A 24,704-nucleotide genomic window follows, 5' to 3' on the forward strand; every position below is an offset into this window, starting at 1 on the left:
CTGGGCGGCCGCGGGACCGCGTCGCGACACGCACTGCCGGGGCCGGGCGAGCCTCCTCGGCCAAGCGTCGTGGCAGACCGCCCCGGCCCGTCGCGCCGGGTTCTCACCTCCCCGGCGATGGCACGGCTTTCGTGCTGCCGCTTGGCCTCGGAGGAGAACGCTCTCGATGCTCCGGGGGCCACGCCCGGCACCAGCACGGCGCACCCGGCCCGGCTGGATCGGCCTGGCGGCTGGTGGTGTCCGGCATCGTCGATCACTCCCCGGCTACGTGGTTTCGGCACCCAGGTCAGCTGTCGCGGCTACTATTTCTATAGCGCTCACTGAAGATTGTGTCAAGCGGAGAGTTCACATAATCTTAAGCCGATCCCGGAGAGAAGGACTGCCCGGCTGGCACGACCGGGCAGGCTGCCGAAATGCCGGGCGTGCAGCGGGCCTTCCCGCGCAGCCTGGACACCGCGGCTGTCGTGCGCTCGGGCGTCGCCGCTGTTCCCGCCGCCAGCTGACCCGGCGGTGCGGCTGCGCGAACAACTGGACGAAGGCCGCTCTCTCGTGTCGGCCGCCCGGATCAGCGGCTTGCCGGACGAACTCGCCGCCGCCCACGACAGCATCGCAGGCCTCCGCGCCCGGCTTGGTGAACGCTGACCGCGCGGGACCTGATTCCCTTGTCCCGCAAAGCAATTACCGGCCGCGACGACCGTCCGCGCGGGCTCCGGCCGTCGCGCCGGTAGTATCGTTCCGCGTGACCGCCACCGAGATCACCGCTGACCTGGTCCGCGACCTGCTCCAGCAGCAGCACCCGGACCTCGCCGGTCTGCCGATCCGCGAGGTGGCGGGCGGCTGGGGCAACCAGATGTGGCGTCTCGGGGACGAACTGGCCGTCCGCATGCAGCGCATGGACCCCACCCCGCAGCCGCAGCTCAAGGAGCGCCGGTGGCTGCCGGTCCTGGCCCCGCGCCTGCCGCTTCCGGTGCCGGTGCCGGTGCGGTACGGCGAACCGTCCGGGCGTTTCCCCAAGTACTGGACCGTGCTGACGTGGGTCCCCGGAGAACCGCTCGACCGCGGCACGATCAGCCGCGGCACGCACGCGGCTGACACTCTGGCGGACTTCCTCCGGGCGCTCCACGCGGAAGCTCCCGCCGACGCGCCGATCGCCGCGGATCGCGGCGCCCATCCCCGGGAGTGCACGAGCGGCTTCGAGAAATTCCTCGGGGCCGTTGCCCTCGACGGCATGGAGGACGACGTCCGGGCAGTCTGGGACGACGCTGTCGCGGCCCGTGCGCGGGAGAGCCCTCCGGTGTGGGTACACGGCGACCTGCATCCGGCGAATGTCGTTGTCTCGGAAGGAACCCTCTCGGGAATCGTGGACTTCGGCGACCTGTCCGCCGGTGATCCGGCGTGGGATCTCGCCGCCGCCTGGGTGGTGCTGCCCGCGGGCACGGCCGCGCGGTTCTTCGAGAGCTACGCGCGGGCGGACGAGCCGGCGATCCGGCGCGCCCGCGGGCTGGCCGCGATGAAAAGCCTCTTCCTGATCCTCCTGGGGCAGAACGGGGAGCAGGGCCTTCCCGGCGGAAAACCGCACTGGGGACCGGCGGGCCGGGCGGCGCTGGATCGGGTGCTGAAGGGTCTGTGACGGGTCAGTCCCACCACCGCGCGACGGCCAGCTCCCGGCGTGCGGCTTCCACGTAGAATTCGCGCGGGACGGTGTGCTGCTCGGCCAGATGTTCAGCCGGATCCCCGAGCGCTTCCCGCGCGAGCGAGCCCAGCCTGGCCTCGATCTGCTCCGGGTCCGGCGGCACGACGGCGCGGACCGCGTCCGGGGTGATGCCGCACACCGCTTCGGCCACCGGATGTCCGTCGATCGAGTAGAGCACATCCCGGCAGGCCGGATTGACTTCCTCGTCGCCGTCGAAGCCCGCCGCGAGGGTCCGGTCATCGGCTCCGGTCAGCTGCCAAGCCGATTTCAGGACGACCGGCCACCAATCCAGGTCGCAGTAGTCCCTTTCCGGAATCGAGGTGAAGGAACACAGCCCGCCGAGCGTTTCCACCGACTGCCGGCAGGCGGCGAGGTGCGCCGCGGGGATGCGGGCGAGCTGCTGGGTCACGGCCATGCGGTGAGGAGGGTCCACGAAGGATCAGTCGCCGGCACCAGACGCCGCGAGGGCTTCGGCCGCGATGCGCAGGGGGCCTTGCCCGCTTCGAGATCCGGATGCGTTGTGCCGGAACCGTTCGCAGCGCAGCGCCTTCCTGACGATGCCGATGTATTCGCGCGTCCGCTGCACCGGTTTTCCGAAAGGGACGCTATGCCGACCTCCGCCACCTGCGGGCCGCGAACGCCGAGCCCGATTTCCCTCGTCGCCGACACCTGACAGGTTCCCGGTGCGCGGGAAGCTCCCTTTCGTCCATTGTGGAGGCAGGTCCCGCCGGACGCCGCCGGCGGCTCAGAGCTTCGCCGCGAGTTCCGTCCAGCCGGGAGCGCCGATCCGGACGAACATCGGCGTCGTGTCCAGCGGAGCCGAGTAGTCGCGCAGCGTCCGGCCGCCGATCTCGACCCGTTTGGTGTGCGGGTCGAACCACAGCCCCTGCGGCAGCGCGATGTCGCGGGAGGCGCCCGCCGTGATCATCGGAGCCGCCAGCAGGGCGGGGCCGAGCAGCCATTCGTCGTCGACGGTGTCGAAGCGGTGGTCGGCGGGGAAGTCGAAGTACACCGGCCGCATGATCGGCGTGCCGTCCGCGACTGCCTGCTGTACCTGGGTTTTCAGGTAGCCCGCCAGCTTCGCGTGGGTGCGGACCGCGTCGGCGTACAGCTTCGCGGTGTCGGCCGGGTAGGCGACCGGCTTGCCGGTCGTGGTGTCGACTGTCGTCACCGGGGACGTCGACGCGTACATCAGCGGCATCAGCGACGCGGCCTGCGCCCAGCGCACGAGCACCTCGCGCGACGGCGGCGGCATGCTGTTCGAGCCGCCGATCATGTCCGTCTCGACGAACGGATAGCCGTTGGCCGAGATCGCCGACGCCCGGCGCAGCGACGTGCGCAGGCCGTCCCACGTGGTGTCCGCGTCGACCGCCCGGATCACGAACCCGTAGCGCTGGTTGCCCCAGTGCGTGCGGATGCCCGCCCCCTGCTGGTCGAACGCGTCGGTCATGTCCGCGCCCAGCTTCTGGTAGTCCTGCGGGGTCAGGTTCCCGGTGGCGGCGCAGCGGTCGTCGAAGAAGCGGGTGTCGAACTTGAAGCCGTCGACGCCGTAGTCCGCCATCAGCTTCCGCAGGTTGCCGGTGTACCAGTCGCGGGCCTGCGGATTGCCGAGGTCGATGATGCCCGCGGTGCCGTTCCACCAGGTCACCGTGCACGGCTGGGCCGGGTTTCCCTTGGCGCGCACCAGATAGCCGTGGTCGCGGGCGTAGGCGTAGTTCGCCGAGTCCAGGTTGATCCAGAACGTGGTCCACAGGCCGAATTTCTGGCCCATGGCGTGGATGTCCTCGGCCAGCTTCTTCGGGTCCGGGAACGTCTTCGGGTCGAAGGTCAGGTTCCCGTAGCCGGATTCCCATTTGTCGTCGAGCTGCACGGTGTGCCCGGCGACGCCCGCCGCCTTCAGGTCCCGCGCCCACGAAAGCACCTTGTCCTGGTCGATGTCGCGGTAGTACTGCGCCCAGGAATTCCACAGTGGACTCGCGTACTCGGCGTCGGTCGCGTCGCTCTTGGCCGGTTTGCCGACCTCGCCGACGTAGTCGTCGTACACCGCGCGGCGGTTCGACTCCACGAACACCGTGCTCGAATATTCCGCGGAGTTCGTCACGGCCAGGTCGGCGCGCCCGCCTGCCATCGCGACCTTCATCGGCTGCGCGGTGCGGACGAAGAGCCCGACCGATTTCGAGGTGAAGAAATAGGGTTCCTGCATCATGTAGCTGGCGGGCGAGAACTCCGGCTCGTCCACCGTTCCGGCGGAAAGCGGGTACGGCTGGGCTTTCCCTTCGCTGGTTTCGCCGCCGCCGTACCAGTGCCCGGACGCCGCCAGGTCGAAGTGGGTCGCGCGCTGCCCGGCGGCCAGCCCGCCGACTGTCCACTTCAGATCGAACCGGTCCGGGTGCGGGGTGATCCGCAGGGTCACCGGGCGGCCCGCGGTGCTGTCGGCGGTGGCGACGACGGTCGCGCCGTCGCGCGAGATCGACCGCACGCGCGTGGCCACGCCGCCGTCGAAGGTGAAAGCGTCGGACGCGGTGCGCAGCAACTGTTCGCCGCCGCGCGAGAGGCTGATGCCCAGGCGGGTGGTGTCGATGCGCAGCTGGTAACCGGGCGAGCCGGGACCGCGCGGCACGGAGATCGACGAGAGCGGTTGCGCCGCGGCGGGAGTCGCGACGGAACCGGTGAGGATGAGCCCGGCCGCCGCGTACGCGAGTCGTCGAGGCACTGGAGCCTCCTATTCTGCGTGAAGATGCTCAAGGTGACGCTCGAACGTGCAGTAGTAAGCACGTTGCGCAGCGAATTTGTCAAGACCCCTCATGCTCGGGCGGGCTTGGGCGCGGCGTGCAGGTCCGTGCGGGGAGCCCTGGGGGAATCAGATTCCCCCAGGGCTCCCCGCACGGACTTCCGAGAGAGTGCAGCCGCGCGGCGTCAGGCGATCTGCACCGGGATCCCGGCGGCTTTGAGAGCGGCGGTGACGTCGGGATCGGCGTCGCTGTCCGTCACGACTTCGTGGACGTCGGAGATGTCGCAGATGCGCGCGAAGGCGCGGCGGCCGAGTTTCGAGCTGTCCGCCACCGCCACCACACGGGCGGCGTTGTTCACCATGAGCCGGTTGATGTCCGCCTCGCCCTCGTGGCAGGCGAACGCGCCCGCGGCGGGGTGCAGCGCGTCCACGCCGAGGAACAGCAGGTCCAGACTGAGCTGGCTGAGCACCAGGGTCGCCAGCGGCCCGCTCAGCTCGAAGGACTGCGGGCGGGCCACCCCTCCGGTGACGACGATCTTCATGTTCGGCCGCACCGCGAGCTCGTGGGCGATGTTGAGCGCGTTGGTCACGATGGTGAGGCCGGGGGCGTCGGCCAGGTCCGCGCGCATGGCCAGCGCCCGGGCCACGCCCGCGGTCGTGGTGCCGCCGTTGAGGCCGACCACCATGCCGTTGGACACCAGCGCCGCCGCCGCGGCGCTGATCCGCTGTTTTTCCGGGGCGTGGCGGGCGGTTTTGTACCGCAGCGGCAGATCGTAGGCCAGGTCGTTCGCGACGGCCCCGCCGTGGGTGCGGGTGAGCAGCTGCTGTTCGGCGAGGTGGTCCAGGTCGCGGCGGATCGTGGCGGCGGAGACGTTCAGCTCCGCGGCCACCTCTTCGACGTCGAGTTTCTCCCGCTTCGCCAAGAGGTCCAACAGTGTGCTCAACCGTTCGTGCCGAGCCATCGGCTGATGCTCCCTTCGAGCCGGTCCCGTCCCTGCGTGCCCGCCGCGGCGCCATTGTTCACCCCGCGGGCCCCTCGCGCTCATCCGGCCCCACCACCGGTTTTCATCCGGAAGTCGTACTCGGCGGGCAGCGGGCCGGCGGAGATCGCGTGCCACACATCGCCCAGCGACGTCTCGCCCTCGCGGATGCCGGGCACGGCGAAGCCGCGCTCGTACACCTCGCGCGCGCCGCCGGGATCGCCGAGCGCGAGCAAGGTCCGCGCTCGCAGCAACGCGAACCGGCCCTCGGCCGGCCACGGTTCGAGCAAGTGCCGTGCGGCGGCGGGATCTCCGGCGGCGAGGTGCGCGGCGACCGCCTCCAGCGCCAGCGGAGCCAGCTTCGGCAGCAAGCCGACCGCCCGCCGGTAGTGTTCCGCGGCACGCGCCGGATCGTCCTGGGCGACGGCGAGATTGCGCCAGGCCCAGCCGTTCGGCTCCGCATCGAGGGACCTGCGCCACGCGGCCGCCGCGCCGTCGCGGTCGCCTGCCGCCCAGCGCGCGATTCCCCGGTGGTACCAGGTGAGCCAGCCGGCGTCGGGCACCGCCTCCAGCAGTTCGGTCCAGTGCCGGTTGACCAGGGTGTCCGGTGGTTCGGCGGCGGGCTCGGCCCGGGGCGCCACGCCGTCGAGCAACTCCAGCCACGGCTGCTGGGCCGCGCCGAGACTGTGCTCGGGAAACGGCGTGCCGGGCAGTTCCGTCAGCATCCGGCGGGTTTCCAGCGCACCCCAGCCGGATCCGGCCGCCAGGAGTTCCCCGGGCGCGGCATCCGCGACCGCGCGCCATTCGCGCCACCGGCGGTCCAGTTCGTCGGCGGCAGGCAGCCCGGCGGCGACCGAAGCGAGCGCGGCGGGCCAGTCCGGTCCGTGCGCGATCTCCGGGTCGGCCGCGACCGGGCCGTAGCTTTCGAGCCAGTCCCACGAGGCGCCCGCGGGCAGCCGCAGGTGTTCGAGCTGCGTCCGGGCCAGCCCGGCCTGGATTTCGAGGTAGCCCTCCATGCCCGGGGCGAGCCAGTCCTGCCACCGCCGTCCGCCCGCGGATTCGCCCCACACGAACAGCTTCCGCCCGCGCAGCCGCGCCGTGGAAGCCTGGCCGAGCCCGTGCCCGCCGGAGTCGACGGCGGCGATCCACGGCGGCCCGTCGACCTCGAAGAAGTAGTCGGCCGCAGCGTCCGCCCGTGCGGGATAGGTGAGATCGCCCGCGACGTCGACGAGGTCGAGCCGCCCGGAGTAGCCGTAGTGCCACGCCTGCGCGGCCGGGGCCAGCACGCGGGTTCCGGCCGTCTGCGCCACCGCGGTGTTGGACCACCAGTACACCGGCACGTCGTGGGCGTGCGGATTGCGGATCCGCACGCCCACGAACAGCTGCCGCGATCCGCCGGGAAGCCAGAAATCCAGCTGGTACGGGAGATCGCGGGTGCGTTCCCACTCCCACAGCCGCAGCACCGGTTCGCCGCCGGGACCGGGCGCCGCGGCGGCGAACATCGGCGCGCAGGTCAGCGTGGTGTGCCCGGTGCTGCCGAGGTTCCACTCGACGCCGCCGGCGAACCACGCGTCGCGCAGCGCCAGGTTCGCCGGCTGGAACACCGGGTTGCGGTACACCAGGTCCCGGCCGGTTTCCTTGTCCAGCAACGAATACAGCCGCCCGCCGAGCCCCGGGAGAATGGTGGCGCGCAGCCGCTCGTTCTCCAGCACCAGCGCGGGCAGCCGCTGTTCGGTCCGGTCGCGGCCGTACCCGTCCTGCATCCGGCACGGCAGCACCGTGTCCAGCCTGCCGTAGGAAAGGTTCGCCGCCAGGTCCGCGGGCAGTTCGTCCACGTTGGACACCGAAGCCGCCGGTTCGGTCCGGAGCAACGGCGGCAACGGGTTCTCCGGGCCCAGTCCGGCCGCGGGGAGCACGAGTTCGGTGCGGGTGATCGTGCTCATGCGTCCGGCAGCCGTTCGCCGGTGGCGGCGTCGAACAAGTGCGCCGTGCCGGTCCGCGGGGCCAGCGAGATCTCCTCGCCGCGTTTCCACGGCGCCATGCCCGGGGTCCGGACGGTCAGCACCCGGTCCCCGGTCCGGCAGTAGAGATACTGGTCGCTGCCGAGTTCCTCGACCACTTCCACGACCGCGCGGTAGCCTGCGCCGCCGATGTCCCAGCCTTCCGGCCGCACGCCGACGACGATCCCCGGCCCGGTCAGCGCGGACCGCTGGGCCGGGGTGAGCGGGAGCGTGCCGTCGCCCGCCGCAGCGCCGGAACTGTCCGCTGTGGTCTCGATGAGGTTCATCGCGGGGGAGCCGATGAAACCCGCGACGAACACGTTGCGCGGCCGCTCGAACAGCCCGACCGGGGAGTCGCACTGCTGCAGCACGCCGTCGCGCAGCACGGCCACCCGGTCGCCCATGGTCATCGCCTCGATCTGGTCGTGCGTGACGTACAGCGTGGTGGTGCCGAGCCGCCGTTGCAGCGACGCGATCTGCGTGCGGGTCTGCACCCGCAGTTTGGCGTCCAGATTGGACAGCGGCTCGTCCATCAGGAACACGCTCGGCTCCCGCACGATCGCCCGGCCCATCGCCACCCGCTGCCGCTGCCCGCCGGAAAGCTTCGCCGGGCGGCGGTCGAGGAATTCGGTCAGGTCCAGGGTGGTCGCGGCTTCGCGAACGCGGCGTTCCCGTTCGTCCTTCGGCATGCGCGCGAGCTTGAGATGGAAGCCGATGTTCTCGGCGACGGTCATGTGCGGATAGAGCGCGTAGTTCTGGAACACCATCGCGATGTCCCGTTCCTTCGGCGGCAGTTCGGTGACGTCCTTCGCGCCGATGTGGATCGAGCCCTCGTCCACGCCCTCCAGCCCGGCGAGCATCCGCAGGGTCGTCGATTTGCCGCAGCCGGACGGGCCGACCAGCACGAGGAATTCGCCGTCGGCGACCTCCAGGTCGAGCCCGTCCACCGCGGGGCGCTCGACCCCGGCGTAGTAGCGGGTGGTGTCGGTGAAGCTCACGGTGGCCATCAGAGTCCTACTTTCCGGCGCCGAGGGTCAGGCCGGTGATGATCCGGCGGGCGAGCACGACGTAGAGCAGCAGCATCGGGAGCACGACGATCGCCACCCCGGCGATCAGCCCGCCGTACTCGGACTGGTAGCTCGCCGCGCCGTAGAAGGTGAACAGCGCGCGCGAGAGCGTGAAGTGGGCCTGGTCTTTGAGGAACACGATCGCCAGCAGGGTTTCGTTCCACAGCCCGATCGCGTTGAGCGTCAGCGCGGTGACCACGCCGCCGCGGGCCAGCGGGAGCACCACCGAGACGAACACCCGCGCCGGCGACGCGCCGTCGAGCACCGCGGCCTCTTCGATCTCCTCGGGCAGCGAGCGGAAGAACCCGGTCAGCAGGAACACCGTGAACGGGATCGACAGCGCGACGTAGAGCACGAACAGCCCGTACTGGTTGTCCAGGTGGATTTCGCTGAACGCCACGAACAGCGGGATGATCACGGTCTGGAACGGCACCCCCATCCCGATCGCGACGCCGTTGGTCAGCACGCCCGAACCGCGCACGCCGAGCCGGGTGAGCGCGTAAGCGCACGGCGCGGAGATCGCGACCGTGACGATCGTCGCCAGTCCCACCAGGACCACTGTGGACAGCACGGCGTCGCCGAATCCGGCGTTGTTCCAGGCGTAGACGAAATTCCGGAACGGCTTCCCGACATGGAACCATTGGTAGGGCAGGGCGAACGGCTTGGTGAAGATCTCCACCGGCGTCTTGAACGACGCGGTGATCAGCCAGTACAGCACCAGCAGGTTGCCCGCGGTGAACAGCCACACGAGCACTGAGCCGAGCAGCCGCAGCGGGCTGAGCCTGCGGCTGCCGGGAGCCGGGCGGGGACGGCGCGGCGGGGTGCGCCGGGGCTTGCCCGGGGCGGAGCCGCGCGACGGCGCTTCCGTGACGGTCACAGGGTCTCCTTCAGAACTGGATGGCGTCACGGCGCATCAACCGGCGCAGGAGCACGACGAGGATCGAGACGAGCGCGATCATCGCGACCGCGCAGGCGCAGGCCGCGCCGAAGTCCGGCGTGCCGTTCGAGCCGAAGGTCCGGTCGAACACGTAGATGCCGAGCGTCCACGCCCGGTTCGGCGGGGCGTAGGTGCCGGGCCCGGCGAGCACGAAGACGAGTTCGAAGATCTTGAGCGCGTTGATCGTCCACAGCACCCCGGCCACGCCCACCACGTCCCAGGTGAGCGGGAGCGTGATGGAGCGGAACTTCTGCCAGGGCGAGGCCCCGCCGAGGTCCGCGTCCTCGTAGAGGTAGGGCGGGATCTGGTCCACCGCGGCCATCAGGATGGTGATGTAGAAGCCGGAACTGGCCCAGATCAGCGACGCGGTCACGACGCCGGTCACGTTCTCCGGCGCGAGGAACTTCGCCGCGTCCGCGCCGAGGTGCTCCAGCACGTAGTTGGCGAGCCCCTGCTTGCCCGGCTGGTACTTGAACACGAAGCCGAGGAACATGCCGAGCGCGACCGGGGCGACGATGTTCGGGAAGAACAGGATCGCCCGCACGATCTTCCCGCCGCGCATGTCCCGCAGCACCATGGTGAACAGGAACGCGAGCAGGAAGGTGCCGACGCCGCCGAGGAAGACGTAGACCAGCGTGTTGCCGAAGGCGTAGCGAAACGTTTCGCTCTGCCACATCCGCACGTAGTTCCCGACCCCCTGCGGCCGCGGCGTGTCGCCCGCCCCGGACCAGCTGGTGAAGCTGAGCACCACGGTCGCGATCGTCGGCAGCACCAGGAACGCGAGGTAGAGCGCCAGCGCCGGGGCGGCGAAGGGCCAGAACAGCTTGCGTTTGCGGCTCAGGTGCGGCCCGAGCGCGGGCCGCCGCCCCGCCCGGGCCCCGGTGACCGTGGTGAGCGCGGCCATCAGTGCTGGTTCTTCCAGAAGGCGGCGGACTTCTGCGCGAGCTGCGCCACGAACGCCTCCGGGGTCAGCTGTCCCTTGAGCAGCGCGGTGTCGGCGGGGTCGAACACGTCGGTCTGCCATTTGCCGCCCGCGATCGCGTCGATGCCGTCGTACTGCAGCACGTGCTCCTTCTTCTGGTCGTCCAGGACGGTCTTGACCGGCTTCAGGTCGTCCGGCACCGCGAGGTCGGGCCGGGGCACCAGGTTGTCGGCCACCGCGGGGATGCCGGCGAGGTTGCCCTTGTTGAGGAAGTAGGCGATGAACGCCTTGGCCGCGGCGGCGTTCTTGGCCTTCTTGGGCACGGCGAAGCCGATCGACATCTGCTCCACGGTGTCGTGCGTGGCGCCGGGCGGCATCGGGAACTGGAACGAGCCGTAGTCGATCTTCGTGCCCGCGCCCTGCTTGTCGAGGTATTCGCGGGTTTCGCTGGGCGCCCAGGTGCCGACGTACAGGAAACGCGCGTCCCCGTCCGCCCAGCGCTGCTGGATCTGCGGGAATTTGGCCGCGTCCCAGCCGTCGATGAAGTACTTCGAGATCCGCGCGGTCTGCGCGGCCGCCTCGCGGAACCCCGGCACGTCGGTCCACGCGCGGCCGGTCGGGTCCTGCGCCGCCTTCGCCAGCCCGCCCGCGCCGACGTAGCGTTCGGCGAGCTGGGTGAAGTAGTACATGTTGTAGAACGGGATGTCGCCGTCCTGGCTGACCGCCGCCTTGCCGTCCGCCTTCGCCTTGTCGAACAGGCCGATCAGCTCGTCCACGGTCTTCGGCTGGCCGAGCGCGCCGCCGGCGGCCTTGTCGTACCACCAGGCGCTGGACTGGATCTCGTAGGGCACGAGGAAGCTGTGCCCCTCGCGGTCCTTGTTCTGCGGGAAGTCGTACGAGGTGGGGGAGAGGACGTCCTTGACCGTCTTGTCTCCTTCGCCGACCTTCATGCCGAACACGTCGTCGAGGCTCTGCGTGCCGCCCGGGGTCATGATCGCCGCGCCGACCTTGCTGACGTCCTGGTCGAACAGGTCGGGCACGGTGCCGGTGTTGAGCGCCGGGACCAGGTTCTGGGTGTAGGCCTTGCGGCCCAGCCACTGCACGTCGACCTTCACGCCGGTCTTGTCCTGGAAGCACTTCAGCGCTTTGTGCAGCACCTTGCCCTGCGGCTCGTCCGCGGTCCACATGGACCAGTAGACGAGCTGCCCGCCGCCGGCCGGTTTCGCCGCCGGTTCCGGACAGGGCGAGGAAAGGAATTCGGCCGCGCCGGGGAGCGCGTTCTCCCCAGTGCCGTCGCCCGCTGCGTCCCCGCTGCCGCACCCGGCGAGCAGCAGCGTCGCCGCTAAGGTCGAGCCCACGAGCTTGTGAAACCGCATCAGCCACCACCTGATCGAGGTCGAAGACCACACACTGAGTGCGTGTTGCTGCGCATTTTTAGCCCTTACCAATCACTTGTCAACATTTTCTCCGAGGTTCGCGGTGGCATCGTGGCCCACGGGCGGACCGGCCCTGTCCTGCGCGAAGGGGGTCGAATGGCGGGTTGACAGCGCAAAATCGAGCATCAAGACTGTGTGAACTTGTTCGTTCTTGTCGATTGTTGATGCCGATCGCCTGCGAGGAACCGAGCCATGTCACGCTTCCGCACTTCCCTGACCGCCGGTGCGGCCCTGGCCCTCACCGCCGGGACCTGCACCGCGCCCCTGGCCGCGCACGCCGACCCCGGCTACACCGTGTCGGTCGGGGCCGTCGCCGAATACCCGTTCCCGACCGACACCCCGGCCGCCCCGTTCCTCGACCGGGACGGCACCTTCCATTTCCAGCAGTCCGCCGCCCTCTACGGCAAGGACGGCCCGCGGGAATGGGAGTTCTACACCGGCGCGGACTTCGACTCGGCGAAGCGCGACGCGGGCCTGAGCGACGCGGTGAACCCGGCCGAGCCGCGCGACCGCAACAACGACACGACCTGGCGGTGCGACACCAGCCCGACCGGCCGCGAGGCGACCGATCCGCCCGCCGGGTCGAGCTACACCCAGAAGAACTTCTGCGATCTCGTCGGGACCTGGGTCGACCCGGACACCGGCGACTGGTACGGCCTGGTGCACAACGAGTTCACTCCCGAACCCTTCGGCGCCTATTCGTTCTCCCACTACGACGCGATCGACTGGGCGGTCTCGGCCGACCAGGGCCGCACCTGGCGGATCGGCGGGCACGCGATCACGTCGCCGTACTCGACGAAACGCGGCGACACGGCGGCGTTCCCGAACCAGACCTTCGACTACGGCGACGGCGATCCGCGGCTGTTCGCCGATCCGAAGTCCGGCTACTTCTACGTCTACTACGGCTCCCGCGTCGTGACGAAGGCCGGACAGGGCGGCGGCGGGTTCAGCGGCCTCGCCCATGTGGCCCGCGCGCCGATGTCCGGGAAGATGGGCACCGGGACGTGGCAGAAGTGGTACGACGGCCACTGGTCGCAGCCGGGCGTCGGCGGCAAGGAAAGCAACCTCGTGCCCACGGACGTCGACCCGAACGGCTACACCCCGCCGGAGAAGGACTACGACCCGGCGCACACCGGCACCGCCGCCCAGCAGGTGGCCGCGGGCACGCTGCCGCGCAAATCCGACCTGTTCGTCATGAACATCGCCTACGACGCGCACCTCGGGCTGTATATCGGCGAGCCGGAGGCAGTCGATTCCGTGGGCCCGCAGCGGTTCTACGCGACCGAGGACTTGGCGAACCCGAAATGGCGGTTGATCGGCGACACCGGCTCTTACCAGGACCAGTCGTGGTACCGCTGGTTCGTCGACTCGGCGACCCGGACCACCGGGACGATCGTGGGCAAGACGTTCCGGTCCTATTGCTCGATCTCGTGCACGGACGGCCGTGACGGCGTCTACGCGGACGTGACCGTCACGTCCGCCGCGCCGGCCGCGTCCCCGGTCGACCCGCGCCGCGCCTACCGGATCGGCTCCGGCCGCGTGCTCGCCCAGTCCGGCCGCACCGGCACCACGTCCGTGTCCTCGTGGCTGGCCGGCGATCGGGCCGGCTGGCGGTTCACCCCGTCCGGTGACGGCTCCTACCGCATCACCAACGCCGCGAGCGGTCTGGCACTGGGCGTTCCGGCGGTCCCCTCCGGCCGCGCCTGGGGGACCGCGCCGAACCTGAGCGCCGGATCCGGCGTTGCCCAGCAATGGTTCCTGGTCCCGGCGGACGGCGGGACCCGGCTGGTCAACCGCTACAGCGGACTGGTGCTGGCGCTGTCGGCGGAGCCGGGGCGGCAGGCTGAAACCACGCCGGTGCGCTCCTGGACCGACGGCAGCGGCAGCCGGATCGGGGACGGCCGTACCGCGGGCGAGCAGATCCTGCGGCTGACTCCGTGCCGCTGACCCCGATCTTCGCGTCGGTGAGGGGAACCCTGAAGATTCAGGGTTCCCCTCACCGACTGCGTGCCGGTCAGGCGATCGCGGCGGTGAAGACGTGCAGTGCCGAGTTCGCCGGCAGGGTGATCGCGACGACTCGTTTGCCCGGGTCGAGCGGGACGGAGTTCGCGAACACCCGGTAGGCCACCGTCGGATAGGCCGGACCGGACTTCGTGTTCTTGCCGGACACCGAGGCGACCGTCGTCGCGCCGTACTGGGCCGGGTCGGCGCAGCACCAGTTCGGGAAGCCGAGCGCGGCCTGGCTCGTGCTGCCGTCGGCGTACCGGACGACGACCTGGCCGTTCGCGGCGGAGCCGGTCCCGGTGCCGGTCAGGACCAGCTTGGCGCCGCTGCCCTGCACGGCGACAGTCTGGCCGCCTGCCACGACATTGTCCGGCTTCCCGGTGCCGGCGTCGGGCCAGGTCGCCTCGGCGCCGTCCGCGGTGAACTGCGCTCCCGGTTTCAAGCCCGCTTCGGCGAGGCCCTCCGCCCGGAAGCTGCTGCCGCTGCCGTCGAGGTCGCCGTTCGCGGCGTGTGCCGCGTCAGTGACACCGACGTTTCCGTATGCCGCGGCCACCGTCGCGTACGGCACCGTGATCATCGCTGACCCGGCCGCTTCGTGCGTACTCAGCCTGGCCTGGTACTTCGCGGTGGCGGTCACTTCATAGTCTGCCGGGTGCAGCCCAGGGTCGGGAGTGAGCCGCACCGGGACTCGCACCGTCTGACCCGGCCACACGAGCGCCGGAGCCTGCGGTACCTCCGCGTGGAAACCGTTGGCCTGCACCGACAATGCCACGTCACGCACGGGCAGCGGGGTGCTGTTGGCGAAGCTGACGGTAGCTGACACCGCTTGGCCCGGAGCCGCCGTCGCGGGGGCGGAAAGCTGCACCGAGGCGTTGTCGTCGGCGGGGAAGAACCCGCCGACCGCGCTCGCCCCGAGCAACCGGATGTCCTGAGCGGCGCCGGAGTCGATCGAGCCGGTCTTCACCCGCACCACGCCGCGTGCGGACGGGTCGTACCACCAGCCGGACGGAGCCTGGTCCAGCTCCGCCTTGCTGGCGTACTGCCGCAGCATGCCGTGGCCGCCCAGGACCGCCGCCGGTTTCGTTCCGGTGTGGACGGTCAGCTGGTAGTTCCGCGCCGCCGGTTTGCCGGGATAGGAACCGGTGCTCGCGCCGATCCCGACGGTCACCGTGCCCGGACCGGACCGCGGCGCGTCCACGGTGAACGTCTGCCGGGCCTGCTCGCCGCGCTGGTAGCCGCGCGTGACGCCGTCGTCCTCGGTGAGTGCGAAGCTGCTCTTGCCCTGCGGGTACACGTCGACGTCCAGCTGGCTCTTGTCACGGGTCTGCCAGGACGTCGTGCCCTCCGCCCACATCGGCACCACAGCGCCGCCGCGGACGAAAAGCGGCAGCTTGTCCAGCGGCGCGTCGTAACCGTCCACAGTGGTCGGACCGGTGTAGGTCTTGCCGCTCCAGTAGTCCGTCCAGGTGCCCTTGGGCAGGTAGATGCCGTTGCGCACGGACGAGTTGTCGTAGACCGGGGCGATCAGGAAGTCCGTGCCGGACAGGAATTCGTACTTCGCCTTGTCGGTCCACGCGTTCGGGTCGTCGGGGTATTCCAGGGCCAGCGGCCGGACCTGGCCGACACCGGTCTGGTGGGCCTGGACGGAGTAGCTGTAGGTGTAGGGCAGCAGCCGTTCCTTGAGCAGCAGGTACTTGCGGTTGATCGAGGTGAAGGGTTCGCCCTGGCGCCAGGGCTGCTTGTCCGCCTTCGCCCAGCCGTCCATGGTCATCGCGACCGGAAGGAAGGACTTCCACTGCAGGTCGCGGACGTAGGTCTGCGGGCTGCCGCCGAAGATGCCGTCGATGTCGCCGGTGTTGTAGGCGATGCCGGACAGCGTCGAGCCGGCGTAGGTCGGGATCTGCCACTTGATGTAGTCGTAGGAGCCGGACTGGTCTCCGCTCCAGAGCACGCCGCATCGTTGCGCGCCCGCCCAGCTCACCGGCTGCCAGACGAATCCGCGCGCGTCGCTGTTGTCCTCGATGCCCTTGTGCGCGGTGTCGCAGGCGTCGAGGGCGAACTGGTAACCGGGGCCGACCCAGGCGACGTCCAGTTTGCGCACGCGGACGCCCGCCTTGACCTCCTCGGCCTGGTTGGGCACGCCGTTCTCGGTCCACAGGCCCAGCTGCATCTTGTTGTCCCGCAAGCCTTCGCCGGTTTGCTGAAGGTTTTCGTAACCGCAGCCGTAGCCGTCGTTGACGAGCATCCAGCCGTTGGGCATGCCGTGTTCGGGATAGCCCTCGGCCACCTTCACCGCGTCGAGGGTGTGCCGTTCGCCGCGGTTCGCGTTGTGCAGGTAGCAGTCGGAATCGCCGGTCTCCAGGCCGTAAACGGGCGGGAGGAAAGGTTTGCCGACCAGGTCGGTGTAGCCGGAGATGACGTCCTTGAGCCCGTCTCCGACGACGTAGGTGGCGTCGAAGCGGCGCTCGTCGTGGGTCGTGCGGACCGGATCGGAGAACGAGTAGCTGCCGGGCGCGAAGGTATTGCGCAGCACGCCGTACCCGGCCGTCGAGGCGTAGAACGGCTGCGAGTTGGGCGCGCCGCCGTCGTTCCAGTTGTCGTCGGCGAAAATCTTGATGGTCTGGTCGCGGTGGCTGAATCGGCCGTTCTGCTCCCCGCCGCCGACGTACTGTTCGGCGCCGCCGCGCGCGAGCGTCTGCGTGGTGGTGTTCCCCGTCCAGGACAGCGGCGCGGACTCGGCCCAGAGCTGCTTGCGGTCCGCTCCGTCGTAGAGGGCGAACTTCAACGGGTGCTTGTAGGCGCGGAGCGTGGCCTTGCCGGTGCCGATGGCCCAGTAGGCGCCTCGGTCGGTGCGCTTCGGTGTCGCGGGCGGGTTTCCGTTCGGCAGCACGATCTTGCTGCCCGCCGGATCGGTGAAGGTCCCGTCCGGCGCGAGCCACACCCGGACCGCGGCCGCTGAGGGGAAGCTGACCCGGACGGCCGCGGTGCCCGCGGTCAGGGTGGTCACCGGACCGTCGGCGGAGACGCCGGTCAAGTCGCCGAGCTGCCCGGCCGGGGCAGCGGCGGCCTGGGCGACGGCGGGGGTCGCGACGGCCAGCAGGACGAGAGTTGTAGTCAGACAGCGAAGGCGTTGCAGATATTTGCTCATTGCATACCTTTCTTGCGCATTAAAATGCACAGCGCGCTCTTGTATAGCGCACTCAGGCAGCGAAGTCACCGGCTGAACCGGTGGAGCAGACTTCCGTCGGTATCGAGATTCCGGGGCGCGCGCCGGCTGCGGGCGTGCTGGACTCCGGGTACGGCGGGCGAGCCCCGGAGACGCGGTCTCCGGCACCTCGTCGCACCCGGATCTGTCCGGCGGCAGGCTGATTCGCGCGGAATCGTCGTCCGGACGCCGCGCTGGGTCAGCCTTGTTGTTTATCCGGCCAGCAGCCGGAGCAGCCGCGCCGTCTCAGCCGCCACCGCGGACCGGCCGAGCCGCACGTACTTGCGCGGGTCGACCGCCTCGGGCTGTTCGTCCAGGAACTGCCGCACCGCTCCGGTGAACAGCCCGTTGAGGTGCGTCGAGATGTTGATTTTCGCCATCCCGCCGGCCACCGCCCCGCGCAGCTCGTCGTCGGAAAGGCCGGAGGACCCGTGCAGCACCAAGGGAACCGGGACGGCGTCCCGCAGCCGCGTCACCAGTCCGCGGTCGACCCTGGCGGTGCGCGACAGCATCGCGTGCGACGTGCCCACCGCCACGGCCAGCGCGTCGACCCCGGTGGCGGCGACGAACTCCGCGGCCTCGGCCGGGTCGGTGCGGGCACCCGGCGCGTGCACGCCGTCCTTGCCGCCGACCTCGCCCAGTTCGGCTTCCACCGCGACTCCCGCCGCGTGGCAGAGGTCGGCCACCGCGCGGGTGCTGCGCACATTGTCCGCATAGGACAGTCGCGAGCCGTCGTACATCACGCTGTGCACGCCCAGCTCGATGCCTTCGCGGACCAGCTCGGTGTCCTCGATGTGGTCGAGATGCACGAGCACCTCGACCGACGCCCGGCGCGCGATCTCCAGCGAAGCCGCGGTGATCGGGGCCAGCCCGCCGTGGTAGGTCACGCAGTTCTCGCTGATCTGCAGGATCACCGGCAGCCGCGCCTGTTCGGCTCCGGAGACGATGGCCTCGGCGTGCTCCAGCAGGATCACGTTGAACGCGCCGGCCGCGCCGCCCCGGTCCTGGGCCGAGGCGAGCAACCGGGCGAAGGCGGGGCGGGTGATCATGTGGACGCTCCGTTCAGGAATCTGCGGTACGCGGACAGGTCGATCTCTCCGGCGACCGGGCGAAGCACGGCTGCCGCACCGGCTGCGGCGGCCTGGCGCAGCGCCTCCTCCAGCGGCAACCCGCGCACGAGTGCCGCGGCCAGGCCAGCGGTCGCCGCGTCCCCGGCGCCGGTGGGATTCCCCTGCACGCCAGGCACGACGGGAGCCGAGACGACTCCGGACGGGGCGTAAGCGGCGATGCCGTCCTCGCCCCGCGACACCACGACCAGCCCGGCTCCGAGCCTGGACAACTCCGCGGCGCCCGAGGTTTCGTCGGCGGCGCCGGTGGCGGAGAGGAGTTCCTCGCGGTTCGGTTTCACGTCGGCTCCGGCGCGGGCGGCGGCCAGCAACGCGGGCCCGGACGAATCGACCAGTGCCCGGACCCCGGCATCCCGGGCCAGCCGGACCCATTCGCCGACCAGTTCCGGTGCGGCGTTCCGGGGCAGGGAACCGGAAATCACGAGCAGATCCGCGTCCCGGATCCGGGTGGCGAGCAACGCCGAGAACCTTTCCCATTCCGCAGCGGACAGCTCAGGTCCCGGCTCGGCGTACACGGTCGGATGGCCGTCGCCGGTGACCGTGACCGTCGATCGGGTCTGGGCTTCGCACGCAGTCGCGTCGAACGGAACCGCCAGCGCCGAACCGAGCCAGCGGCCCGCGTCGCCGCCGAGCGGAAGCACCGCGCGCACGGGAACGTCCAGCGCCGCAAGGACATGGGCGACATTCACGCCTTTGCCGCCGGCGCGGCGCTGCACGTCGAGCACCCGGTTCGTGCCGCCGAGGGTATGGGTGCCGACCCGGTAGGTGAGGTCGACCGCGGGGTTGGGCGTGGCGACGACGATCATCGCAGCGCCAGCAGCGTCGCGCCCACCACGGCGGCCCGATCCCCGTGGTGCGCCTGGACAATCGCGGGCGCCCGCAGCGCGCCGAGCCGATGCGCGACCTCGCGGGCGAGCGGGTCGAGCAGCAGGGCACCAGCCTCGGCGAGGCCGCCGCCGACGACCACGGTGGAACAGCCTGCCACGGCGGTGGCCCAGGCGATCGGCTCCGCGAGCGCGCGGACGCACTCGTCCCACGCCTCGACCGCCGCCGGGTCTCCGTCGCGAACCCTCGCGGCGACGGCGGCCGCGTCCGGGGCTCCGGCGCGGCGCGCGAGCCCGGCCGCCGACGCGACCTCCTCGACGCGGCGGCCGCCGGGCAGCCGGATCTGCCCGACTTCGCCCGCCCACGGGCTCGCGTCGAGGACCTCGCCGCGCACCACCAGCGCGGTCGCGAAACCGGTGCCGACCGGAGCGAACAGCACCGGCCCCGAGGCGTCGGCCGCCGCGCCGGTGCGGGCTTCGGCGAGCGCGCCCGCGCGGACGTCCTGCCCGAACACGAGCGGCACGTCGAGGCGAGCGGAGACGAGGTCGTGGACGGGGACGTCGTCCCAGCCGAGGTTGACCGCCCGCACGCACCGCCCGGCGCGCTCGTCCACGATCCCCGGGACCACCAGCCCCGCGGCGTCGACCGGATAGCGCGCGGCGGCGCGGGCCACCAGGTCGGCGAGCGCCGCGGGATCGCCGAACGGGGTCGGTTCGCGCCATTCGGCGAACACGGCGCGGCCGTCGGTCACGCGCATCTTGACGGTCGTGCCGCCGACGTCGACGCCGAGGACGGCCATCAGGCGAGGATGACCGAGCGGGTCAGCGACCGCGGCCGGTCGGGATCGAGCCCGCGCCGCCGTGCGAGCGCCACCGCGAACCGCTGCGCCACGACCAGCCCGGCGAGCGGGTCGAGGTCGTGGTGCACGAACCGGGCTCCGGTGCGGGCGATGTCGCCGGCCAGCCCGTCCGGGGTCTCGCCGAACGACCACACGAGCCTGCCGGGCTGCGCGATCGCGATCGGGCCGTGCCGGTAGTCCATCGCGGGGTAGGCCTCGGCCCAGAACTGGGCCGCTTCACGGGTTTTGAGCGCGGCCTCGCAACTGATGCCGACCGCGGCCCCGCGCCCGATGAAGGTGACCTGTTCGGCGTCGAGCAGATCGTCGAGCGGTTCCAGCAGCGCACGCCCGGCCTGCCGCGCCAGCTCGCCGATGTCGTCGCCGAGGCCGGCGCGCAACAGCGCGAGCGTGCTCGTGGCGAAGCGGGTCTGCACCACCGAACGCTCGTCGGCGAACGGCAGCTCGACCACCTCCGCCGCGACCGAGGCCGCGGGCCCGTCGCCCACCGCGGTGATCAGCGTGGTGCGCTGCCCGGCCAGCGCGGACAGCAGCTCGATGATTTCGGTGGTGGTGCCGGACCGGGAGATCGCGACCACCCGGTCGTATTCGCGACCAGCCGGGTACTCGGACCCGGCGAACGCGTCGGTGACGCCGAGCCCCCGCTGCTCCCGCGCGGCGGCGTAGCTCATCGCGACGAACCAGCTGGTGCCGCACCCGACCACGGCCACCCGCTCGCCGGGGCGCGGCAGCGCTAAGGCGGCCGGCGCGGCACAGTCGGCCGCGGCGCGCCACATCTGCGGCTGCGAGGCCAGTTCGGCGGCCACGAAGGAACCATGCTCCGGCGCGGCAAGCGCACCGGACGCGTCGGCCGCACCGGACGCGGAGGTTTCGGGCGAGAACGACTCGGGGGAGGACGGCTCTGACATGAAGGCCCTTCGGTCCGTGAACTGAGCGCGGCCCTCAGTGTAGACGATCGTTTGTGATTGAAGTAAGCGATTTGCGTCATCTTCAATCATCACGGGTGGGCTGTTGTGACTGTCCGGCACGGATGGCGGGTGGCCCCCTGCCGCTGGGCTGGCCATCGTGAAGCCCGGCGACGAGGGCGGAGGCGGCCTCGGCGATCTCGCTGAGCGCAATGCTCAGGCGTGCGCCGCCAGAAGTGGGCAAGTGCGGCACGTCAGACGACCGGACAGTGCGGGGCAGATCGCCGAGGGAAGCCTGGTCAAACCTCGGCAGGGGCACACGGGTATCGCGCGGGGACGGGTGAGCCCGGGTCGGAAGCGCAGCCTTGCGAGCGCCCAGCCCGGGGCCGGCTGGCCGAGTGCGGAGCGTAAAAATGCGCGAACGGTGAGGGGCGGGTGCCCCTCACCGTTCGCGCGGGAAGATGAGATGAAGCTGGTACGTCACCAACCGCGCTCAGCGAGGCGGTGCGGCTCCGGCACGTCCTCGACGTTGATTCCCACCATGGCTTCCCCGAGCCCGCGCGAAACCTTCGCCAGCACATCAGGGTCGTCGTGGAACGTCGTAGCCTTCACGATCGCCTCCGCGCGCCGCGCCGGGTTGCCGGACTTGAAGATGCCCGAGCCCACGAACACGCCTTCCGCGCCCAGCTGCATCATCATCGCCGCGTCGGCCGGGGTCGCGATGCCGCCCGCGGTGAACAGGACCACGGGCAGCTTGCCGGCTTCGGCGACCTCGCGAACCAGCTCGTACGGCGCCTGCAGCTCCTTCGCCGCGACGAACAGCTCGTCCTCGGGAAGGGACTGGAGGCGGCGGATCTCGCCGCGGATCTTGCGCATGTGCGTGGTCGCGTTCGAGACGTCGCCGGTGCCCGCCTCGCCCTTCGAGCGGATCATCGCCGCGCCCTCGGTGATCCGGCGGAGCGCTTCGCCGAGGTTGGTCGCGCCGCAGACGAACGGCACGGTGAACGCCCACTTGTCGATGTGGTTGGCGTAGTCGGCGGGGGTGAGCACCTCGGACTCGTCGATGTAGTCGACGCCGAGCGACTGCAGCACCCGCGCCTCGACGAAGTGGCCGATCCGCGCCTTCGCCATGACCGGGATCGACACCGCTTCGATGATGCCGTCGATCAGGTCCGGGTCGCTCATCCGGGCGACGCCGCCCTGGGCGCGGATGTCCGCGGGGACGCGCTCCAGCGCCATGACCGCGACCGCGCCCGCGTCCTCGGCGATCTTCGCCTGGTCGGCGGTCACGACGTCCATGATCACGCCGCCCTTGAGCATCTCCGCCATGCCGCGCTTGACCTTCGCGGTGCCGGTGACGGTCTGGGGTTCGGCGTTCTGCTGCTGCGACACCTTGCGGGCCTTTCTCGGGGGAGCTGAACGGGGTCTTCCCCTCCAGCGTAAGACGACGGTGGACCGCTGAGGCAGGCCATTGCGCGGCTATCTCGGAAGTCCACTTCTCGCGCGGAGAGATCCACTTAGGGCTTGGCTGCTTTTCCGCCGGGAAGCGTTGACCTGGGGCTTCCGGAACGGCCTACCATGGGAGACGGGATCGGCCCGCGGCGGAAGGGCTGGCCCGGCACCAGTGGAGACCACCTTCGAGGTGGCCACTGGCGACAGATTTCAGCAGTCCACTTCACGTCGGCCCGGGACCGGCCGCCGGAGCGCTCCGCGAGTGGGCGGCGGCCCCGGTGCCGCCCGCCTGACCTGCCCGGTTGCGTTCCGGGCGGCCCCCCTAAGCTGATGCGAACGTCTCACGGGAGGTCGGGTGGCGACAGCTACGGGAGCACGGCCGGCGGTCGGCGTGCTCGCCCTGCAAGGCGCCGTGCGCGAGCACGTCGCGATGCTGGAGAGCGCGGGGGCCCGCGCGGTTCCGGTGCGCCGCCCCGCCGAGCTGTCCCGAGTGGACGGCCTGGTGCTGCCCGGCGGGGAGTCCACCGCGATGTCGCGGCTGCTGGAGACCTTCGAACTGCTCGAACCGCTGCGCGAGCGGATCGCCGGCGGCCTGCCGGCGTTCGGCTCGTGCGCCGGGATGATCCTGCTGGCCCGCCAGGTGCTCGACGGGCGCCCGGACCAGCGGCAGCTCGGCGGCCTCGACGTGGTCGTGCGGCGCAACGCGTTCGGCAGGCAGGTCGACTCCTTCGAGGCCGACCTCCCGTTCGCCGGGCTGCCCGGCGGGCCGCTGCACGCGGTGTTCATCCGGGCCCCGTGGGTCGAGAAGGCGGGAGACGGGGTCGAGGTGCTGGCCACCGTGGCGGACCCGGAGGACCCGCCGGACGGGACGCGGGCGGATAGGATCGTCGCCGTCCGGCAGGGGGCGGTGGTGGCCACGGCGTTCCACCCGGAGATCACCCGGGACGAGCGCGTGCACCGGCTGTTCGTCGAGCTCGTGCGGAAAGCCTGAGCAAGGATTGCGGCGGCCGCGCCGGGAGGCACGCGGCCGCGGGAACAGATGGAGGAAAGATGAGCGGCCACTCCAAGTGGGCCACGACGAAGCACAAGAAGGCGAACCTCGACGCCAAGCGGGGCAAGCTCTTCGCGCGGCTGATCAAGAACATCGAGGTCGCCGCCCGCACCGGGACCGGGGGAGGGGACCCGGACGGCAACCCCACGCTGTACGACGCCATCCAGAAGGCGAAGAAGAACTCCGTCCCGCAGGACAACATCGAGCGCGCGCGCAAGCGCGGCGCCGGCGAGGAAGCGGGCGGCGCCGACTGGCAGAACATCACGTACGAGGGCTACGGCCCGAACGGCGTGGCGGTGCTGATCGAGTGCCTCACCGACAACAAGAACCGCGCCGCGATGGAGGTCCGCACCGCGCTCACGCGCAACAACGGCTCGCTCGCCGACCCGGGTTCGGTCGCCTACATGTTCAACCGCAAGGGCGTCGTGCTCATGCCCAAGGCGGACGCGACCGAGGACGACGTCCTCATGGCGGTCCTCGACGCGGGCGCCGAGGAGGTCAACGACCTCGACGAGAGCTTCGAGATCGTCTCCGAGGGCGGCGACCTCGTCCCGGTGCGCAAGGCGCTGCAGGAAGCCGGGTTCGAGTACGAATCGGCCGAACTGACCTTCCTGCCGTCGGTGAGCGTGCCGCTCGACGTCGACGGCGCGAAGAAGGTCTTCAAGCTGATCGACGCACTCGAAGACTGCGACGACGTGCAGAACGTGTACGCGAACTTCGATGTCTCCGACGAGGTCATGGCCGAGGTGGACTGATCCCGGCGCGACACGGCCGCGCCCCGGCGCTCCGGGGACGCGGCCGTTTTCGTTTCGTTTTCCGTTGGCGCGCAACGGAAAACGCGAAAATCCTTGGGGCGGGCGGAAAATGACCGGCGCGGGGACTGGGCTCGGGCGCGCGGGTGGGGCAGAATGTCCGCCGTGACGACCTCCGCCCTCACCGAGCAAGAGCAGAGCCTTATCGCCTGGATCGAGACCCAGGCACGGGAACGGGGCAACGCGGTCATCGCCGTGGCCGCCGACGACCAGGGGGCCGGCTACTGCTTCACCGCGTGCGCGTGGGCGTTGCACAACGTGCCCGAGGCCGTCGTGATCGGCCTGCCCGACCACATGGCCCCGGTGCTGCTCGACGCGTACGTCGACCGCTCCGCCAACGGCGAGATCTTCGAGGTCGGCAAACGCTACGACGATTTCTTCGACGGCGCGCCGGTGATCTTCGAACGCGTCGCGAAAGGCCACTATCCGGAGTACTTCGGGTCCGCGTTCCTGGTCTACCCGGACGGAGACTTCCCGGCGCTGCAGATGATCGTCGCGACGCCGGACGGGCACTTCCCGTGGCACGCCGACGCACCCGAGGGCTTCGCCGCATGGCAGCCGGTGCTCACCGAGAGCGGGGACCCGGAGAGCTGGACGCCCGGGGTCGACGGCCCCTGACCCGCCCGAAGCCGATGCCGGCAGCTTGCGCCGGTGCCGCAAGCGCGTGTGCGGTCCTCACGGACCTGAAGACGTCGGTGACC

The 24,704-nt window shown here is 70.8% G+C and carries 19 protein-coding genes; 5 read left to right on the forward strand and 14 right to left on the reverse strand.

Annotated elements, in window-relative coordinates:
- Positions 1 to 739 precede the first annotated feature (739 nt).
- Positions 740 to 1,630, forward strand: coding sequence for a phosphotransferase (locus BM362_RS27900; protein ID WP_067580237.1), 891 nt, complete (start codon positions 740 to 742; stop codon positions 1,628 to 1,630).
- Between the two features lie 4 nt (positions 1,631 to 1,634).
- On the opposite strand, the gene BM362_RS47665 is transcribed toward BM362_RS27900, so the two are convergent.
- The 8 genes from BM362_RS47665 to BM362_RS27940 all read right to left on the reverse strand — a co-directional run bounded on the left by BM362_RS47665 (position 1,635) and on the right by BM362_RS27940 (position 11,706).
- Entirely contained in the window at positions 1,635 to 2,108 is a 474-nt protein-coding gene (locus BM362_RS47665; RefSeq protein ID WP_067579998.1) for a hypothetical protein, read from the reverse strand.
- 330 nt (positions 2,109 to 2,438) lie between these two features.
- Positions 2,439 to 4,406: a glycoside hydrolase family 31 protein gene (locus BM362_RS27910; protein WP_244287312.1), complete on the reverse strand. Its 1,968-nt coding sequence runs from the start codon at positions 4,404 to 4,406 to the stop codon at positions 2,439 to 2,441.
- A 203-nt stretch (positions 4,407 to 4,609) separates the two neighbouring features.
- A complete protein-coding gene (locus BM362_RS27915; protein ID WP_067579994.1) occupies positions 4,610 to 5,386 on the reverse strand; it encodes a DeoR/GlpR family DNA-binding transcription regulator in 777 nt (258 codons plus the stop codon).
- Positions 5,387 to 5,466: 80 nt separating this feature from the next.
- Complete coding sequence (locus tag BM362_RS27920; protein WP_093575153.1) at positions 5,467 to 7,347, reverse strand: DUF5107 domain-containing protein; 1,881 nt, start codon at positions 7,345 to 7,347, stop codon at positions 5,467 to 5,469.
- Positions 7,344 to 8,411: an ABC transporter ATP-binding protein gene (locus tag BM362_RS27925; RefSeq protein WP_067579990.1), complete on the reverse strand. Its 1,068-nt coding sequence runs from the start codon at positions 8,409 to 8,411 to the stop codon at positions 7,344 to 7,346. Before BM362_RS27925 ends, BM362_RS27920 begins: the two co-directional genes overlap by 4 nt.
- Before the next feature lie 7 nt (positions 8,412 to 8,418).
- Positions 8,419 to 9,348, reverse strand: a complete 930-nt coding sequence (locus BM362_RS27930) for a carbohydrate ABC transporter permease (RefSeq protein WP_093575154.1) — start codon at positions 9,346 to 9,348, stop codon at positions 8,419 to 8,421.
- 10 nt (positions 9,349 to 9,358) lie between these two features.
- Complete coding sequence (locus BM362_RS27935; RefSeq protein WP_067579986.1) at positions 9,359 to 10,312, reverse strand: carbohydrate ABC transporter permease; 954 nt, start codon at positions 10,310 to 10,312, stop codon at positions 9,359 to 9,361.
- The gene (locus tag BM362_RS27940; protein WP_093575155.1) at positions 10,312 to 11,706 is read right to left on the reverse strand and encodes an ABC transporter substrate-binding protein; all 1,395 of its coding nucleotides are present in this window, start codon (positions 11,704 to 11,706) and stop codon (positions 10,312 to 10,314) included. The genes BM362_RS27935 and BM362_RS27940 overlap by 1 nt, the downstream gene beginning before the upstream one ends.
- 252 nt (positions 11,707 to 11,958) lie before the next feature.
- Here BM362_RS27940 and BM362_RS27945 point away from each other — a divergent pair, with 252 nt between their 5' ends.
- Complete coding sequence (locus BM362_RS27945) at positions 11,959 to 13,713, forward strand: RICIN domain-containing protein (RefSeq protein ID WP_093575156.1); 1,755 nt, start codon at positions 11,959 to 11,961, stop codon at positions 13,711 to 13,713.
- 67 nt (positions 13,714 to 13,780) lie between these two features.
- Here BM362_RS27945 and BM362_RS27950 read toward each other — a convergent pair whose 3' ends face one another.
- The 6 genes from BM362_RS27950 to pdxS form a co-directional block, all read right to left on the reverse strand.
- Positions 13,781 to 16,918: a TIM-barrel domain-containing protein gene (locus tag BM362_RS27950; RefSeq protein WP_093575157.1), complete on the reverse strand. Its 3,138-nt coding sequence runs from the start codon at positions 16,916 to 16,918 to the stop codon at positions 13,781 to 13,783.
- A gap of 269 nt (positions 16,919 to 17,187) precedes the next feature.
- Positions 17,188 to 18,024, reverse strand: coding sequence for a class II fructose-bisphosphate aldolase (locus BM362_RS27955; protein ID WP_067579980.1), 837 nt, complete (start codon positions 18,022 to 18,024; stop codon positions 17,188 to 17,190).
- Positions 18,021 to 18,908, reverse strand: a complete 888-nt coding sequence (locus tag BM362_RS27960; RefSeq protein WP_067579978.1) for a 1-phosphofructokinase family hexose kinase — start codon at positions 18,906 to 18,908, stop codon at positions 18,021 to 18,023. Before BM362_RS27960 ends, BM362_RS27955 begins: the two co-directional genes overlap by 4 nt.
- Entirely contained in the window at positions 18,905 to 19,726 is an 822-nt protein-coding gene (locus tag BM362_RS27965) for an ROK family protein (protein ID WP_067579976.1), read from the reverse strand. The genes BM362_RS27960 and BM362_RS27965 overlap by 4 nt, the downstream gene beginning before the upstream one ends.
- Entirely contained in the window at positions 19,726 to 20,559 is an 834-nt protein-coding gene (locus tag BM362_RS27970; RefSeq protein WP_067580234.1) for an SIS domain-containing protein, read from the reverse strand. The genes BM362_RS27965 and BM362_RS27970 overlap by 1 nt, the downstream gene beginning before the upstream one ends.
- A gap of 609 nt (positions 20,560 to 21,168) precedes the next feature.
- A complete protein-coding gene (gene pdxS / locus BM362_RS27975) occupies positions 21,169 to 22,080 on the reverse strand; it encodes a pyridoxal 5'-phosphate synthase lyase subunit PdxS (protein ID WP_067579974.1) in 912 nt (303 codons plus the stop codon).
- Positions 22,081 to 22,495: 415 nt separating this feature from the next.
- Between pdxS and pdxT the strand changes: the two genes are divergently transcribed.
- The 3 genes from pdxT (at position 22,496) to BM362_RS27990 (ending at position 24,621) form a co-directional block, all read left to right on the forward strand.
- On the forward strand, positions 22,496 to 23,131 hold the full coding sequence (pdxT, locus tag BM362_RS27980; RefSeq protein WP_067579972.1) for a pyridoxal 5'-phosphate synthase glutaminase subunit PdxT: 636 nt from the start codon (positions 22,496 to 22,498) through the stop codon (positions 23,129 to 23,131).
- A gap of 59 nt (positions 23,132 to 23,190) precedes the next feature.
- On the forward strand, positions 23,191 to 23,946 hold the full coding sequence (locus BM362_RS27985; RefSeq protein ID WP_067579970.1) for a YebC/PmpR family DNA-binding transcriptional regulator: 756 nt from the start codon (positions 23,191 to 23,193) through the stop codon (positions 23,944 to 23,946).
- A gap of 153 nt (positions 23,947 to 24,099) precedes the next feature.
- Positions 24,100 to 24,621, forward strand: a complete 522-nt coding sequence (locus tag BM362_RS27990; protein WP_067579967.1) for a DUF4262 domain-containing protein — start codon at positions 24,100 to 24,102, stop codon at positions 24,619 to 24,621.
- Positions 24,622 to 24,704: the final 83 nt, after the last annotated feature.

This window comes from Amycolatopsis rubida (genome assembly GCF_900115345.1).
In the GTDB taxonomy this organism is placed as follows: Bacteria; Actinomycetota; Actinomycetes; order Mycobacteriales; family Pseudonocardiaceae; genus Amycolatopsis; species Amycolatopsis rubida.

Coding starts and splice junctions, on each gene's coding strand:
- BM362_RS47665 (WP_067579998.1), bottom strand. CDS start 2,108: ATGGCCGTGACCCAGCAGCTCGCCCGCATCCCCGCGGCGCACCTCGCC.
- BM362_RS27915 (WP_067579994.1), bottom strand. CDS start 5,386: ATGGCTCGGCACGAACGGTTGAGCACACTGTTGGACCTCTTGGCGAAG.
- BM362_RS27920 (WP_093575153.1), bottom strand. CDS start 7,347: ATGAGCACGATCACCCGCACCGAACTCGTGCTCCCCGCGGCCGGACTG.
- BM362_RS27925 (WP_067579990.1), bottom strand. CDS start 8,411: ATGGCCACCGTGAGCTTCACCGACACCACCCGCTACTACGCCGGGGTC.
- BM362_RS27935 (WP_067579986.1), bottom strand. CDS start 10,312: ATGGCCGCGCTCACCACGGTCACCGGGGCCCGGGCGGGGCGGCGGCCC.
- BM362_RS27940 (WP_093575155.1), bottom strand. CDS start 11,706: ATGCGGTTTCACAAGCTCGTGGGCTCGACCTTAGCGGCGACGCTGCTG.
- BM362_RS27945 (WP_093575156.1), top strand. CDS start 11,959: ATGTCACGCTTCCGCACTTCCCTGACCGCCGGTGCGGCCCTGGCCCTC.
- BM362_RS27950 (WP_093575157.1), bottom strand. CDS start 16,918: ATGAGCAAATATCTGCAACGCCTTCGCTGTCTGACTACAACTCTCGTC.
- BM362_RS27955 (WP_067579980.1), bottom strand. CDS start 18,024: ATGATCACCCGCCCCGCCTTCGCCCGGTTGCTCGCCTCGGCCCAGGAC.
- BM362_RS27960 (WP_067579978.1), bottom strand. CDS start 18,908: ATGATCGTCGTCGCCACGCCCAACCCCGCGGTCGACCTCACCTACCGG.
- BM362_RS27965 (WP_067579976.1), bottom strand. CDS start 19,726: ATGGCCGTCCTCGGCGTCGACGTCGGCGGCACGACCGTCAAGATGCGC.
- BM362_RS27970 (WP_067580234.1), bottom strand. CDS start 20,559: ATGTGGCGCGCCGCGGCCGACTGTGCCGCGCCGGCCGCCTTAGCGCTG.
- BM362_RS27985 (WP_067579970.1), top strand. CDS start 23,191: ATGAGCGGCCACTCCAAGTGGGCCACGACGAAGCACAAGAAGGCGAAC.
- BM362_RS27990 (WP_067579967.1), top strand. CDS start 24,100: ATGTCCGCCGTGACGACCTCCGCCCTCACCGAGCAAGAGCAGAGCCTT.